General features: G+C 57.0%; 11 protein-coding genes. 5 read left to right on the plus strand and 6 right to left on the minus strand.

Features of this window, described 5'->3' with window-relative positions:
- The first annotated feature begins 15 nt into the window (after positions 1–15).
- From QEH57_RS00660 to QEH57_RS00670, 3 genes are all read left to right on the plus strand, one after another.
- On the plus strand, positions 16–3,330 hold the full coding sequence (locus QEH57_RS00660; protein WP_309004728.1) for a glycoside hydrolase family 2 TIM barrel-domain containing protein: 3,315 nt from the start codon (positions 16–18) through the stop codon (positions 3,328–3,330).
- A 167-nt stretch (positions 3,331–3,497) separates the two neighbouring features.
- Positions 3,498–4,337, plus strand: coding sequence for a sugar phosphate isomerase/epimerase family protein (locus QEH57_RS00665; RefSeq protein WP_309004729.1), 840 nt, complete (start codon positions 3,498–3,500; stop codon positions 4,335–4,337).
- Positions 4,338–4,436: 99 nt separating this feature from the next.
- Complete coding sequence (locus tag QEH57_RS00670) at positions 4,437–6,350, plus strand: right-handed parallel beta-helix repeat-containing protein (RefSeq protein WP_309004730.1); 1,914 nt, start codon at positions 4,437–4,439, stop codon at positions 6,348–6,350.
- Between the two features lie 223 nt (positions 6,351–6,573).
- Here QEH57_RS00670 and QEH57_RS00675 read toward each other — a convergent pair whose 3' ends face one another.
- The 4 genes from QEH57_RS00675 to QEH57_RS00690 all read right to left on the minus strand — a co-directional run bounded on the left by QEH57_RS00675 (position 6,574) and on the right by QEH57_RS00690 (position 9,860).
- Complete coding sequence (locus QEH57_RS00675) at positions 6,574–6,831, minus strand: hypothetical protein (protein ID WP_309004731.1); 258 nt, start codon at positions 6,829–6,831, stop codon at positions 6,574–6,576.
- A 53-nt stretch (positions 6,832–6,884) separates the two neighbouring features.
- Complete coding sequence (locus QEH57_RS00680; protein ID WP_309004732.1) at positions 6,885–7,679, minus strand: DUF3826 domain-containing protein; 795 nt, start codon at positions 7,677–7,679, stop codon at positions 6,885–6,887.
- A gap of 104 nt (positions 7,680–7,783) precedes the next feature.
- Entirely contained in the window at positions 7,784–9,187 is a 1,404-nt protein-coding gene (locus QEH57_RS00685; RefSeq protein ID WP_309004733.1) for an ATP-binding protein, read from the minus strand.
- Position 9,188: 1 nt separating this feature from the next.
- Positions 9,189–9,860, minus strand: coding sequence for a response regulator transcription factor (locus tag QEH57_RS00690; RefSeq protein WP_309004734.1), 672 nt, complete (start codon positions 9,858–9,860; stop codon positions 9,189–9,191).
- 153 nt (positions 9,861–10,013) lie between these two features.
- On the opposite strand from QEH57_RS00690, the gene QEH57_RS00695 reads away from it, so the two are divergent.
- Together QEH57_RS00695 and QEH57_RS00700 are read left to right on the plus strand one after the other, a co-directional pair.
- On the plus strand, positions 10,014–10,757 hold the full coding sequence (locus QEH57_RS00695; protein WP_309004735.1) for a hypothetical protein: 744 nt from the start codon (positions 10,014–10,016) through the stop codon (positions 10,755–10,757).
- Positions 10,758–10,963: 206 nt separating this feature from the next.
- A complete protein-coding gene (locus tag QEH57_RS00700) occupies positions 10,964–13,084 on the plus strand; it encodes a hypothetical protein (RefSeq protein WP_309004736.1) in 2,121 nt (706 codons plus the stop codon).
- Positions 13,085–13,431: 347 nt separating this feature from the next.
- Here QEH57_RS00700 and QEH57_RS00705 read toward each other — a convergent pair whose 3' ends face one another.
- Both QEH57_RS00705 and QEH57_RS00710 read right to left on the minus strand, forming a co-directional pair.
- A complete protein-coding gene (locus QEH57_RS00705; RefSeq protein WP_309004737.1) occupies positions 13,432–14,733 on the minus strand; it encodes an ABC transporter permease in 1,302 nt (433 codons plus the stop codon).
- Complete coding sequence (locus tag QEH57_RS00710; RefSeq protein ID WP_309004738.1) at positions 14,730–15,443, minus strand: ABC transporter ATP-binding protein; 714 nt, start codon at positions 15,441–15,443, stop codon at positions 14,730–14,732. Before QEH57_RS00710 ends, QEH57_RS00705 begins: the two co-directional genes overlap by 4 nt.
- Between the last annotated feature and the right edge of the window lie 4 nt (positions 15,444–15,447).

A 15,447-nucleotide genomic window follows, 5' to 3' on the forward strand; every position in this document is an offset into this window, starting at 1 on the left:
TTTACTGGACTCTGGGTGGCGTTTTCTTCCTGTGCGACGCCCGACTGGGAGAATCAGCATGTCTTGCAGATCAATCGGGAACCGGCACGGGCGCACTTCTTTAACTATGCGACCGCGGAGCGGGCTTTTGATGGAGAGCGGGAGCAGTCGGAGCGTTTTCAATCTCTGAATGGGGAGTGGCGGTTTAATTGGGTTCGGCGCCCGGAGGAAAGGCCGCGTGATTTTTACCGGACGGATTTCGACGATTCGCAGTGGGCGACGCTAGAGGTGCCAGCCGTGTGGGAGGTAAATGGATACGGTACGCCGATCTACGTGAGCGCAGGGTATCCGCACGCCATCGACCCGCCGCGGGTTACCACGGAGCCTAAGGCGTCGTATACGGCTTTCGAAGAGCGGAATCCAGTGGGCACCTATCGTCGCAGCTTTGATGTGCCGGCCGCATGGGAAGGGCAGAGGATCGTGTTACACTTCGCGGGAGTGCAGAGCGCTTTTTATGTGTGGGTGAATGGCGAAAAGGTGGGCTACAGCCAGGGGAGTATGACTCCTGCGGAGTTTGACCTGAGCAGCTATGTCCGCCCCGGGGCGAACCAGATCGCGGTGGAAGTTTATAAGTGGAGCGATGCGAGCTACCTCGAGGATCAGGACATGTGGCGTCTGGGAGGAATCCACCGCGAGGTCTACCTTTATGCCACGCCTAAGGCTCGCATCGCGGATTTCGGGGTGCGTACGAAATTGGACGAAGATTACCGCGATGCTTATCTTGCGATTGAACCGGAGCTCGCGGCGCCGGAGGGAGAGTCGCTTGAAGGATGGACGCTTGAAGCGTCGCTTTATGACGCGGAAGGGAGTTCCGTTTTTAACGCTCCGATCGGTCACGATGCTAAGGAGGTATTGAATGCTGGATACAAGACAGGCGTGCTTGTGCGGCGGACTCCTCAGCGTGGGCGGCGCCTTTTCGGTTGGTTGAACGCCAAGGTTGAGAATCCGCATAAGTGGACTGCGGAAACGCCTTATCTTTATCGCATGACCTTGTCGCTGAAGGACGAGAAGGGTCGAGTGGTGGATGCGACTGCCTGCGATGTGGGCTTTCGCGAACTGGAGATTCGGGAAGGGCAGTTTCTGGTCAATGGGAAGCCTGTTCGTTTACGCGGGGTTAATCGGCATGAGCACGATCCCGAACTCGGCCGTGAGATGACCCTGGAAGGCATGATTCAGGACATCGAACTCATGAAGCGGGCCAATGTAAACGCGGTGCGAACGGCGCACTATCCCAACGATCCCCGTTGGTACGAACTCTGCGATCGCTACGGCTTGTACGTGATGGACGAGGCCAATATCGAAACCCACGGACTTCGCGGCTACCTAGCCAGCCAGCCAGACTGGCAGGCGGCGTTTTTGGATCGAGCGGTTCGCATGGCGGAGCGGGACAAGAATTTTCCGAGCATCGTTTTCTGGTCGATGGGGAATGAATCCGGTTATGGACCGAACTTTGCGGCAGTGTCGGCTTGGCTGAAGGAGTTCGATCCGACGCGGCCCATTCACTACGAAGGGGCGCAGCGGGATCTCGCGACTAAGGATGTCTCTTACACGTTCGAAGACCGTAGCCGCGATTCGGATACGGTGGACGTGATCAGCCGTTTCTATCCGCGTACGCAGGACGCTTATTTGAATCCCGGCTTGCCGGAGGATTCCATGGATGAGCGAGCGGAGAATGCGCGTTGGGAACGACTGCTCGATATTGCCCGAGACGAGTCGGACCATCGACCTGTATTGACCAGTGAATACGCGCATGCCATGGGAAATTCCCTTGGAAACCTCAAGGAGTACTGGGACGAGATCTATTCGCACCCGCGGATGCTCGGCGGGTTTATCTGGGATTGGGTCGACCAAGGGCTATATAAGACGGATAAGTCAGGAGAGCGTTTTATCGCTTACGGCGGAGACTTTGGGGATACCCCGAATCTGAAGGCCTTTTGTCTGAACGGAGTGATCTTTGCGGACCGTTCGCTGAATCCCAAGTACTGGCAGCTGAAAAAGGTGTACGAGCCGGTGGCAGTGGAGGCGGTTTCGCTCGATCCGAAGGGCGTGGTTTTAAAGCTGATCAACCGCAACCATCACAGGCGGCTCGATGCCTTCGATGGAGTTTGGGAAGTCATCTCCGATGGGGAGACGGTTGCTTCGGGTGACTTGGACTTGCCGGCGGTGGAGCCCGGAGCCGGTGCAAACGTTTCCGTTAATCTTGAGGGGCTGGAAGCGCGTTTTTCGCCGCTGAAGGATTATTGGTTGCGGGTTTCGATTCGGCTAAGGGAGGACACGGCTTGGGCAGCGGCTGGGCATGAAATCGCTTGGGAGCAGTTCGAACTGGATACGGAGAAGGCGCGAGTCGAGCCAGTGGACCAGTCTCGGTTTTCTAGCCTGGCAGTGACGGATGCTTCCGAAGGTTGGACAGTGAGCGGTAGCGGTTTCGAGGCGGTTCTAGATAAGCGCACGGGCACGCTCTCGTCGCTGAAGTATGGTGGGCAAGAAGTCCTGGCCCGAAACGAACAGCCTATGTTGCAGGTGTATCGAGCTTACACTGACAACGACAAGGGATTTGGCAAATGGCTCGCCAAGGATTGGTCGAGGGCGGGGCTGGATAGAATTAACCGTGAGGTCGTTTCGGTTCGGCTTGTGCAAGGTGATGAGAAAACCGTGCTTTTCGAAGCCCGCACGCGAGGCGTAGCGGAAGCAGGGAGCATTGAGCACGTGGCTCTTTGGACGATTCGTGGAGATGGTTCAATCGATGTGGAGAATCAATTTAGCTGTTCGGAAGGGCTTCCTTATTTGCCGCGACTGGGTATTCGGCTGTTTCTGGATGACGGCTTGGAGCAGCTGAGCTGGTTTGGTCACGGTCCTCACGAAAACTACGTTGATCGGAAGGACAGTACGCCAGTTAACGTTTGGCGAAGCACCGTGCGGCAGCAGTACGTGCCGTATCCACGTCCGCAGGAGACGGGGAACAAGGAAGGTGTGCGTTGGCTGAGCTTGCGCCGGTCCGAAGCTGGACCGGGAGTCCTGGTTGTTGCGGAAGGCATGCAATTGAGCGCCTCGGCGCTGCGCTTTGCCCAGGAGGACCTTTCAGCGGCGAAGCACGCGCATGAGCTAAAGGAGCGGGGGGATATTGTTCTTTCTCTTGATGTGGCCCAGTGCGGGCTTGGCAACAGCAGCTGCGGTCCGAGTGTGCTGGAGAAGTACGCCTTGCCAGCGGGCGATTATGAAATGCGCTTTAGTATCCGACCTTTGGATGCAGGAGAAGATGCAGCCGAGGCGGCAAGGGTGAACTACGAGTAGCGCGACGTTTGGAACCGCGAATGGACGCTAATACACGCGAAATTTATAGATTTATGAGAAATTGGTTATCTTGGATTGGTGAAGCATCTCGAAGGGCTAGCGCTCACTCGCAGCTCTTCGCTGTTTCTGGAAATAAGGCAGCGCTATGCGTGATCGCCCTTGCGTGTTTGCTGCCTGATCTTCGGGCAGCGGAATGGCTTGCGGACCAGCGTTACAAGATCGCTGTATGCGATTGGATGATACTGAAGCGGCAGAAGCTGGGAGCGTTTGCTCGGACCCGGGAGATTGGAGCGGACGGCGTGGAGCTGGATATGGGTGGCTTGGGGAATCGTCCCACTTTCGATAGCAAGCTGATGAATCCGATCGAGCGTCGCAAGATGAGGGATGAAATCGCGAAGCATGACGTGGAGGTCTGCGCGATCGCTATGTCCGGCTTCTACGCCCAAAGTTTTGCGGAGCGAGATGGGGTGGACGTTTTGGTGCGGGACACGATTAACTCCATGGAAATCATGGGGGTGAAGACGGCGTTTTTGCCTTTAGGGGTGAAGTCGAACTTGGTGGAGTTTCCCGAGTTGCGGCCGAAGGTGGTGGAGCGACTCAAGATGGCTGCCGAGATGGCGGAGGCGGCCAATGTCGTAATTGGTATCGAGACGGCCTACGATGCGGCAGGGGACGTGCAATTGCTGGAGGATGTGGGTTCTCCGAATATCAAGATCTTCTTCAACTTTGCCAATGCCTTGCAGAATGGTCGGGATTTGATCGAGGAGCTAAAGACACTTGGGAAGGACCGGATCTGCATGATCCATGCGACCGATGAGGACGGGGTTTGGCTGGAGCGCAATGAGCGTCTCGATATGGAGGCGGTAAAAGCGACTTTGGATGAGATGGGCTGGAGCGGTTGGCTGGTGATCGAGCGCTCGCGCGACGCCAACGATGTGCGGAATGTCGTCGGTAATTTTGGAGCGAATACACGGTATTTGAAGAAGGTGTTCCAGGGAACGGAGTAAAGAACTTTTGCCCACGAAGGGCACCAAGAGACACGAAGATCTAAATTTGAAAACCTTAATATCCTTAGTGCCCTTCGTGGGCAAAGAAACTTCAACCTAATGAAAAAGAAAATTTTACTAGCCTTGGCATCGATTTTAGCAATTTCGCAAACGACATTTGCCGGACCGCGGCAGATTTGGGTTTCGCCGGAAGCGGCGGAGTCGGGTGATGGGTCGTTTGAAGCGCCTCACAAGCGGATCGCCGCGGCGCAGCGCCAGGCCCGCGAACTCCGTCGCTTGCATGACGATTCGATTTCAGATGGGATCGAGATTCTATTGGCGGACGGAAAGTACGAATTGATAGAACCCTTGCTGGTCCGTACCGAAGATTCGGGTACAGCGGATAGTCCTACTGTATTCAAGGCTGCTGCCGGAGCATCGCCTATCTTGTCGGGTGGCGTGGAGGTTACAGGATGGCGTCGGGCGGAGGTCTCTATTCCTGGTCTGAATCCGACGGCCAAGGGTAAGCTCTGGGTGGCGAAGACGCCGCGCAAGAACGCGAACCGTTTCTCCTTTCGCCAGCTCTGGGTCGAGGGCGAACGAGCGGTGCGTGCCCAAGAAGTGGATAACGATGACCTCAAGCGGATCTTGGATTGGGACAAGGAGGAGCGGGTCGGTTGGATCGAGCTGCCGGAGTTTGGCGACTTTTCCGATCCGGAAGGAATGGAGTTCGTGATCCATCAGATGTGGGCAATTGCGATCCTGCGCGTCAAGACCTTGGAGGCCTTTCCGGATGAAGGGCGGGCCCGCATTTCCTTTCACGAGCCGGAAAGCCGGGTGCAGTTCGAGCATCCTTGGCCGCCGGTTGTGTTGGCGAACAAGGGCAGGCCGGGCTTCTACAGCGCGGACAATGGCAGCTCGGCCTATTATCTCGCAAACCGTATCGAGTTTCTGGACGAGCCTGGAGAATGGTACTTGGACGAGAATGCTGGGCTGGTCTACTATTGGCCCAAGGACGGACAAGACATGGCGAGTGCGGAGGTGGTCGCTCCGGCGATGGAAACGCTGGTTACGGTCGAGGGATCGCTGGATGCGCCAGTCACGCACGTGCAGTTCGACGGTATCCGTTTCGAGCATACGACGTGGCTGCGTCCCTCGCAAGCAGGGCACGTTCCCTTGCAGGCCGGATTTTACATGTACGACGCGTACAAGCTGAAGATTCCCGGGACACCGGATAAGGCGAAGTTGGAGAATCAGGCCTGGATCGGGCGTCAGCCCGCTGCGGTGAGCGTTTATGCGGGCGACGACATTGTATTCAAAAATTGCGTATTCCAACACTTGGCGGCGTCGGGATTGGATTACCTCTTCGGATCGCAGCGAGCGGTTGTAGAAGGAAATGTGTTTCGCGACATCGGGGGGAATGGTGTGGTTATCGGTTCGTTTCAGGATGGAGGGATCGAAACGCACGTGCCCTACGATCCGGCGGATGAGCGGGAGATTTGTAGTGATGCTCGTATCTCGAACAATCTTGTCACGGATGTAGCGACGGAAGACTGGGGCTGCGTAGGGATCGCGGCTGGGTACGTGAGGGGAATCGAAATTTCCCATAACGAGATCAGCCACGTGGCCTATACGGGAATTAGCATGGGCTGGGGATGGACCAGGTCGGTCAATTGCATGCGTAACAACCGTATCCACGCGAACCATATCCATCACTTTGCCAAACACATGTACGATGTGGGCGGAATCTATACGCTCTCGCCGCAGCCCAAGTCGGTAATCAGCGAGAACAGTATTCACTCACTGTATACGCCAGCCTACGTACACGACCCGAACCATTGGAATTACCTCTACCTCGACGAAGGTTCGTCCTTCATTTACGTACGGGACAATTGGTGCCCAGCGCAAAAGTTTTCCACCAATGCCAATGGCCCGGGAAACACATGGGAAAACAATGGTCCGGAGGTGTCGGAAGAAATCAAGGCAGCGGCAGGGCTGGAGGCTGAATTTAAGGGTTTGCTGGATCTTAATTAGGCTGCAACAACCGCTACCATCCTAGCGGCGGCGAGGCTAAGTGAGGAAAAGTCTATGCTGCCGCTAGCGTGCTAGCAGCCGATAAGGGAGGGGAACGAAACCCGTTTGACTTGGAGCCGAGCGAAGACGCGTTGGTCCCAGCTGGTCCGGCCTGGTGGAGGGTGAGCGGGAATTCGAGTGCTGAAACCGGCTAATATTCCGGGGCTGCTATTGGGACCGGTGGTTAAACGTCGATGCCTAGTGTTTCGGCGAGCTCATCGATGAGGCATTCGCGCAAGTAGATGGCGATATTTTCGTCGATTTCAGCGCTTTCGTTTTTGCCGTCACTTTTCAGCCTTTCGCTGTTTTTGCTCAGCTCGTCCGCAGTGGTATGAAGGAAGGCGATCAATTCTTTAGAATTGATAAAGCGTGGTAGGGATTCTTCGTTGATTCCTGAACGGCTCGCTTGAGCCAAGCGGTTTTGAAGTGATTTTGTTTTCATGGAAGGGATCGTTCCTTAGGATTGCTAGGTGGAAGCGACTGGGGATCGGTTCGCTATTTCTTGGAGGCTTCGATCCAGGCTTGGTAGTGCTTACGGTAGCCGTAGCCGAAGTAGTCGATGGAGAACTCGTTGCGTATTTTGTACTTCTTGAAAATCTTTATGATTCGCTTGCTGCTCCAGCAGGCGAGGGAGTCTTCGCGGGCTTGGGCGAGTCGATTCCAGATGATCGCTTTTTCGTCTTCTGTCATCTGAGGAACCATGGCGAGGTAGGCATTGTAGGTACGGGGCGCTCCGGGGGAACGAGTGAGCGTATCCAAAAGTTGGATTGTTTTCTCTTCGCCGATTTCCGCTCGCAGCTCAGCTAGGAATCCTTGGATTTGCGGAGTGAACTGGGCGTAGATGGGATCGATGCGTTCGCTCATGATGGCGAGGGCCTTGAGCTCGTCCTTCTCCTTGCCGTCGAGGTTGCTGCGGGCTAGGTCCCAATCGTCCCACGTGGCGTCGAGTTCTGGGTCGACTTCTTGGTGCCATGCCCAGACGCGTCCATAGTGCTGGGCAATAAGTCTAGCGACGGCTTGGGTTTGGGAGGGAGAAGCGAGGTCGAGCTTGCTGGCGAGTTTATTGCCTTTCTCCTCAACGTTTTTCTTAATTTCCGCGGGCAGACTTGCGGTCCACCACTGCGGGTAATTCTTCTGGTCGATCTGGGCTTGCGATGCGGCCGCTACCGTTGCGGGGGTGGCGGCATGACTTGGTGTCGTAGCGATGGAAATCGCGGCGATCAGGGAAAGGCTTGCGGACGCGAGGGCGTTTTTTCGGGAGAGGTAAGGAGCGAGGCTAAACGGGAGCATAATCCAAGTTTAGCAGAAGCAACCTTATCAAAGGATTACCGCGCCTGATATGGGCGCTATTTTTGAGTCTATCAACAAAAGCGGCGGCGCGAGCGACGGCTCTACTATTTTTTCAGGTTGAATCCTGATAATTTGAATACAATGCAGTTGGGCTGTTCGAAGCGGGCATCGAGCGAGAGGCCAAGGCGTTCGGCGAAGGCGTGGGCAATCGAGAGGCCGATGCCGCTATGGCTTCCGTCGGCGCGGGCCTGGTCCTTTCTCCAGAAGCGGTCGAAGAGGAAGGAGATGTCGGATGCCTGGAGGTCCGGGGTGGGGTTGGCGACCTGAAGTGAGCGCGTTTCGCTGTCGAACTGGATGGATATTTCGCTTTGAGCTGGAGAGTAGGAAATAGCGTTGTCGATGAGGTTGCCGACCACTCGTTGGAGCATTTCCGGGTCGGACTCGAATTTGGCGTCGGGTGGAACTTGGAGTTGCACGGCGATCCCCTTGGCCTTGGCGGCGGGTGCGTAGCGGGCGCAGAGGGCCTCGATAAAGTCTGGGAGCAGTATTTCTTTTTTCGATACGACCAGTTGTTCGCTTTCGCAACGCATCAACTCGAAGAGCTGGTTGACGATGCGTTCCATTTGGGTGGCGATCTCGATGGCGGCCTGGTAGTCCTCGGCCGATTCGGGATCCTTCCACTTTAGGCCGACTTCGGCGATGTTTCGAAGTTCGGCGATTGGGGTGCGGAGTTCGTGGGCGACGTCGGCGCTGAAGGTGCGTTCTCGCTCGAAGGATACGCTGAGGCGGTCGAGCAACTGGTTGAGCTGGGAAGCGATGGGTTTGAGTTCGCCGGGTAGCTTTTCGACGGAGAAGCGTTGGGAGAGGGTGTGGGACTCGATGCGGCCGGTTTTGCTGGCGAGGGCGTCGAGGGGGGAAAGTCCCTGCCTCAGGACGAGGGTGACGAGGATAGGAGTGACGACGAGGATGAGAAGGGCGACGCCCGCGAGGCTGTTTCTTAAGCTGGCGAGGGCGGCGCGTTCCTCCTCGATGTTTTGGGCGACGACGAGGACGAGGGATTCTTCCTTGCCTTTGGTGTAGCGGTCGCGGCCTCGTTCTTTGGGGCCGTAGCGGACCGCGATGGCGCGACAGTGGAGGCCATTGTCCAGTCTCATGTTCCAGAAGGTGGCCGTACGGGTAACGGTTTCCGGCTTGGGCAGTTCCTTGCGGCGCAGCGACTCGGACTTTTTTATGGTTTGCTCTTCGCCTTCCCAGATTTGGTAGTAGGCGCTTTGCACTTCGCCGCTGAATTGCCTGAGAAGGCTAACGGTGAAATGCAGTTCCACCTTTTCGTCGTCCTTGAGGTAGGTGGCGGACATGATCGAGTAGGCGTCGATCTGCAGCTTTTCGTCGATGCGTTGGTAGACGCCTTTTTTGGCGCTGTAGAAGACGGCGTAACCGCCGAATGCCAGGAGGGTAGCGAAGCAGAGGGTGAGGCCGATCGCCAGTTTTGCGCGAATCGTATTCACCTTAGGCTTTTTCGATTAGATAGCCGAGTCCGCGGCGCGTTTCGATGGGGCAGGGGTGGCCGACGGCGTCGAACTTTCGGCGAATGGATGAGATCGCGGATTCGACGACGTTGCTGCGGAGCTCGGCGTTGTCGTCGTAGATGCGGGATTCGATGTCGGACTTGGAAACGATTTCGCCGGAGCGCATGGCTATGTATTCAAGGATGCGATACTCCCGAGGTTTGAGGGCAAGCTCAGCTTCGTTGACCGAGACGGTGCGCTTGGAGAGATCGAGGGTGACGGGTCCCCACTTGATGTGCGAGGCTCGGATGTTGTAGCTGCGGCGGCAAAGGGCGTCGATCCGCGCCAGGAGCTCGTCCATGGCGAAGGGTTTGACCAGGTAGTCGTCGGCTCCCTTGCTCAGGCCTTCGACGCGATTCTCCACCTTGTCGCGAGCGGTGAGCATGAGGATGCAGGTATTGACCTGCTTTTCCCGTAGCTGGGTGAGGATGCTGAGTCCGTCCATGTTTGGCAGCATGATGTCGAGGACGATGACGTCGTACTGCTCGTGGGTAGCCATCCAGTAGCCTTCTGCTCCGTCGCCAGTCAGGTCCACGACGTATCCTGATTTTCGGAGACCGAGTGCTAGGGAGTCGCGCAGTCGTTTGGAATCTTCAACAAGGAGTAGCTTCATTTCACCGTCGGGGCTAGGGAGGAAATCGATACTTGTACGCTGCATTTCGCAACAGATTTCTTGCTTGCGGCGCTAAAACCAGGAGCAAGTTTTTTCGGTAATCTTCCGATAAGGATTAGCATGTTAAGCTAGAAACCCTAGAGATTGATTCCCATGAAAGAAGGTACGACAGGCTTACTCTCGCTTTCCGCTTTGCTTTGCTCGGCGGTGGCGCTTGCGGTTAGCTTCTACGATCGATTTGAGGAGGCGGAATCTGCCGAGGAAAATCACTTGGAGCGAATCGAGGAACTCGAGCGCGAGCTCGCTTATCTGCAGGGCGGCGGCTACCACCCGCGAGGCAGCGCCTACGGATCGGGAAGCCAGGCTGCCGAAACCGATGAAACGTATTCTCGTTTTAATGACAGCGGATCGGGTTACCTCGAGAGCGACGTAGAGGAGATGCGCTGGACCATGGCGGTACGTGGATTCATGCCGGCCACGGCGGACCATGTCGATCGGGCGCGGCGGAGCATGTTCGACGAGGAAATGGACGCTAAGTCGAAGTTGGCGGCCTTGAGAATCCTTCGCATGGCGGACGGTTTGGACGATGATGTGGTGAGAGCTACAATCACCGCTTTTCACTCGACGGACGATCCTCGGGTGCAGGAAGATTTCTTGGAACTGCTCGATGGGGTAACGACTCCGGAGCTGGCTCCGACTTTGCTGAAAGTTACGGCAGAACACCTTAACTACCGCGTCCGGCGTCAGGCCTTGGATGCGATGTCCGGCTTTTTGCCTGATCCTGAATTGGAGGATTGGCTCCGTTTCGTGGAGAAGAACGACGGATCTCGCCGCGTGCGCGAAGAGGCGACTCGCACCCTGCGTCAATTAGCCGAAGCCGCGGCGAAGAATAAGTAATACGTCTTTTGGAATCCGTGTATCCAGTCCTTGGAGCCACCGCTGCGGTTGCTCCTTAATTCATTGTTTTTGTCATGTTTGAATGCCCCAATATTAAATCGAAACTCTCGCCCGCGCTTGCCGCTATCATACTCGCATGCTCGGCTTCAGCCGCTGTCGCCGAGCGTCCTTTGCGGGTTGACTTAAATACGCAAGGACGCGCTGACATGGAGACGGATCGTTGGGAGAACTGGCGTGTCGCGGAGGGTGCCACGAGCCGACGCTTCGATGGAGTTGAGGTCGCCTTGCGAGCGGGAGTCAAGGGTGGTCAGCTCGAGTTCGTGGGAAACAAAGCTGCGGTGGTGAATGGTCTGACTTTGGGCGCGGATGCGGTGGTAGCGAGCGGAGGCGAGAGTTCTGTATTGGAGCTGGAACTACGCGGGTTGCAGCCGGGCAGGCATACCTTTACTGGATTCCACAGTGCCATGGGGCGCGCTGCTCCTGCGATGTATTCGATTTGGGTGGACGACTCGCGAGTGGGCGAGGTGGCTCCTGCGACGCAGCCCACGGTAAACGATGACCTAGCCACTTCGTTTGTCAGCTTCGAGGCGAAGAAGGGAAAATCGGTTGTGGTTCGGATTGCGGCGGAAGGCGCGGGAAGCGTGGTTCTAAATGGTTTCGCGATCGACGACAACGATGCCAGCAAGCGAGCGTTGAAGCCCACGCCTGCGAATTTCGAAAGGCATGCGAATGGCGATAGCGGTAGCGTCAAGCTGCAGTGGGCTCCGGCTGAATCGGCCGTAACTCAAAACGTTTTCATAACCTCGGATAAGGATCCGGAGGAAGCGGTGCGTCGTCTCTCGCTGGCGGAAAAGCATTCGGACAGCTTTTTCAATTCGATTCAGAATGGCGGGTCCATGAGTGTGCCAATCGAACCGAACAACTCCTTGCTTCACTACGCTTGGAGAGTGGATTCTATCGACCAGTATGGGAAGGTCACGCGTGGCGATGTCTGGCGGTTTCGCGTGCGTCACCTCGCGTTTCCGACGGCGGAAGGGTATGGACGCTTCGCTATCGGCGGTCGGGGCGGCCGCGTTTTGCACGTCACGAACTTGAACGATTCGGGTCCGGGCTCATTGCGGGCTGCGGTGGAAGCGACGGGTCCGCGCACGGTGGTCTTCGACGTATCGGGTCTCATCTCTCTTGAGTCGAAACTGGTCTTTAAGGAGGAGAACGAGTTTTTGACCATTGCTGGGCAGACGGCTCCGGGCAAGGGCATCTGTATTCGCAACTATACTTTTGGTGGTATTGGAAGTCGTGATACAATTGTTCGTTTCATCCGTTTGCGGATGGGCGACCTATCGGGCGAGACCATGGATGGAATGGGCCTGGCGAGCGGAGATCACAGTATCGTGGATCATTGCTCGATATCCTGGAGCATCGACGAGGCGTTCAGTTCGCGAGGGGCCAAGAATATCACGTTCCAGAGAAACTTGATTTCGGAGGCGCTGAATATTGCGGGACATCGCAAGTATGGCTCCAATTCCGGGCACGGTTTCGCGGGCTCGATCAGTGGCGATGTGGGGAGCTTTCACCACAGCTTGCTGGCTCACAACGCGGGCCGAAACTGGTCGCTTGCGGGAGCGATCGACCAGGCGAACCGTCACGCGGGTCGTCTCGATATCCGCAATATGGTAGTGTACAATTGGAAGCATCGCACCACGGATGGCGGCGCTCGGGAAGTGAATTTCGTGAACAACTACTACAAGCCGGGTCCCGCTTCGTCGGTGTTGACTTATCTCAACCCTCAGTTCGAGAACCCTTCCTTCGGTCCGCAGCAATATTACGTTTCCGGAAATATCATGGAAGGCGTGGCGGGGCCGGAAGGACCGGCAGGTAAGCTGGAAGGGGTTCGCGTACGAGGGACCCAGCCGGCACCGGCCACGGTGGAGGAACCGTTCTTCGAATCGTACGTGACGACGCACAGCGCGGAGGAAGCTTACGAGAACGTCTTGGCTGATGTGGGATGCAACGTTCCGATGTTGGACGATCACGATAAGCGAGTAATCGAGGAAGTGCGTACCGGCACGGCTCGCTACGTGGGAAGCAAGTCCGGCTTGCCCGGTTTGCCTGATTCGCAGGCTGACGTGGGCGGATGGGAGGAGTACCCTGAAATCCATCGTCCCAAGAATTGGGATACGGACCGGGATGGCATGCCGAATCAATGGGAGCTGAGCAAGGGGCTCGATCCTAGTTCGGCGGCGGACGGGGCAGAGGATCCCGATGGCGATGGATACACGAATTTGGAGGATTACCTGAACTGGCTGGCAGCCGGTAACAGCTTTTAGAAACACTTTTCATAGTATGGAGTATAGGAGACGCGGAGGTGGGGACCTCTGCGTCTCTTTTTTTGGGGGTTCATCACCCTGTTGTGGGAATCCCGCTGAGCGCTAACGAGGGTTCCTGCTCGCACCATGACGCAATCCTGCACTGCGGCGTGGCGACAAGCGCCAGCCCTACGTCTCGGTAGTCGTGCTGACGGTTTGGTAGCGGACCTTTGCGGATACGGGCGGGACTTGTAGAGCACGAAGGTGCGGACCGGTGGTGCGCTTGCGGCGTGTCGCGAGCAGCCTTCGCTCTTTGAGCTTTGTTTCCAGTGGCGACAGCCCTAGGGGGCTGCGCTGCGGATCTCTTGTTACTCGTGGCGGAGGGCTTCGATGGGGTCGAGCTCGGCGGCTTGGGAGGCGGGGTAAATGCCGAAGGCGATGCCGGTTAAGCCTGAGATGCCGAAGGCTAGGATGACGGACCAGGGGGTTATGATCGTAATCATGTCTGTCGAAATGGATACGAGAACAGGTACGAGGACCCCGAGGATCACGCCGACGAGGCCGCCTCCGATGGACAGCACCACGGTTTCGATTAGAAATTGGGACACGATGTCTTGCTTCTTGGCGCCGAGAGCACGACGGAGGCCGATCTCGCGGGTGCGTTCGGTAACGGTTGCGAGCATGATATTCATAATTCCGATACCGCCTACGATGAGCGATATGGCGGCGATGGAGCCGAGCACGATGCTGAACATGCGCTTGGTTGCTTCCGCCTCTCTGAGAAGCTGCAGGGGAACGATTAGCTCGAAGTCGTTTTGTTCGTGGAAGCGGCGCAGGAGGCTGGCGATTTGTTGTTCGGCAGCGATGACGGCGTCGGTATTGGCCATCTTGACGATGATGCGGTGGAGCTCGATGGTCTCGGCGCTGAAGCCTCCGGCGTTGCTGCGTACGATGGTTTCGCCGAAGCGGGAACGGGCGGTGGAGAGGGGAATGTAGACGTTGTTGTCGAGGGCTTCCCCTTCCGATTCGCCTTGTTGCGGGCGCTGTTCCAAGGTGCCGGTTTCGTTGATGATGCCGACGACTTGGTAGTAGACGTCTTGTATCCGGATCGTGGATTCGAGCGGGTCTTGGTAGGTGAAGAGTCGTCTTGCGAGCCCGGAAGTGATGACGCAGACGTTGCGTTGGTGTTTTTCGTCCATGGCGGCGAGGAAGCGGCCGGAGACGAGTTGGACCTTTTGGATGTTCGCGTATTGGGGATGGGTGCCGATGACTTGGCAGGGCTCCTGGTTTTGGCTGAAGCGGACGTTGTCGCGGATGATACGCATAGGCAGCACGCTTTCCACGTTGGGGATGGTGTACTGCAGGCGGGATGCGTCGTCGTAGGTGAGGCCGTAGCTAAGGGCGAAGCTGGAACTGTTGGAGCCGGAGTCCTGTTGCTCGGGGGGCTTGACGCTGTTGATGATGATGTTGGTGGAGCCGAGCCGCTTGATGCGCTCTTGGGCTTCGTGGGAGGCTCCTTCGCCGATGGCGAGCATGGCGATAACGGAGCAGACGCCGAAGATCATGCCCAGCATGGTGAGGCCGGAGCGGAGCTTGTGCAGCATGAGGCTCTTGATGCCCAAGAGCACGGAGGTCACGATGCGGTGCTGGTTTAGCTTGGGGGCGCTCATGGTTTCACTTTTTGCGTGTTGCGGACGTCGCTGTCGACGAGGCCGTCTTTCATGCGGATGACGCGGTCGGCGCGGAAGGCGATGTCGTCGTCGTGGGTGACCATGACGATCGTTTTGCCTTGGGCGTTGAGCTTGTCGAGGAGCTCGAGGACTTCGGTTCCGGTTTTAGAGTCTAGGTTACCGGTCGGTTCGTCGGCGAGGATCATGAGCGGGTCGTTGACTAGGGAGCGGGCGATGGCGACGCGTTGCTGTTGGCCGCCGGATAGCTGGGTGGGGCGGTGGTCGAGGCGTTCGGCGAGTCCGACCAGCTTGGCGAGGTCGATGCAGCGTTGCTCGTGCTCCTTGAGGTCGACGCCTTGGTAGAGCAGGGGAACCTGGATGTTCTCGATAACGGTGAGCTGGGCGATGAGGTTGTAGGACTGGAAGATGAATCCCAGGCGCTTGCCCCGGATGGTGGACAGGGTGTCGTCGTCCATCACGGATACGTCTTCGCCGCCGAGGAAGTATTGGCCTTTGGTTGGGCGGTCGAGACAGCCCAGGATATTGAGCATGGTGGACTTTCCCGAGCCGGAGGGGCCCATGATGGCGACGTAGGAGCCTTCTTCGATGGCGATGTTTACGCCTCGCAGGGCGCGTACTTGTACTTCGCCGACTTGGAATATCTTTTCGATATCCCGGATTTCGATGATGGTCTTGGGTTCTGAGATCATGGAG

Origin of the sequence: Pelagicoccus sp. SDUM812005 (assembly GCF_031127875.1) — a bacterium.
Classification (GTDB): domain Bacteria; phylum Verrucomicrobiota; class Verrucomicrobiia; order Opitutales; family Opitutaceae; genus Pelagicoccus.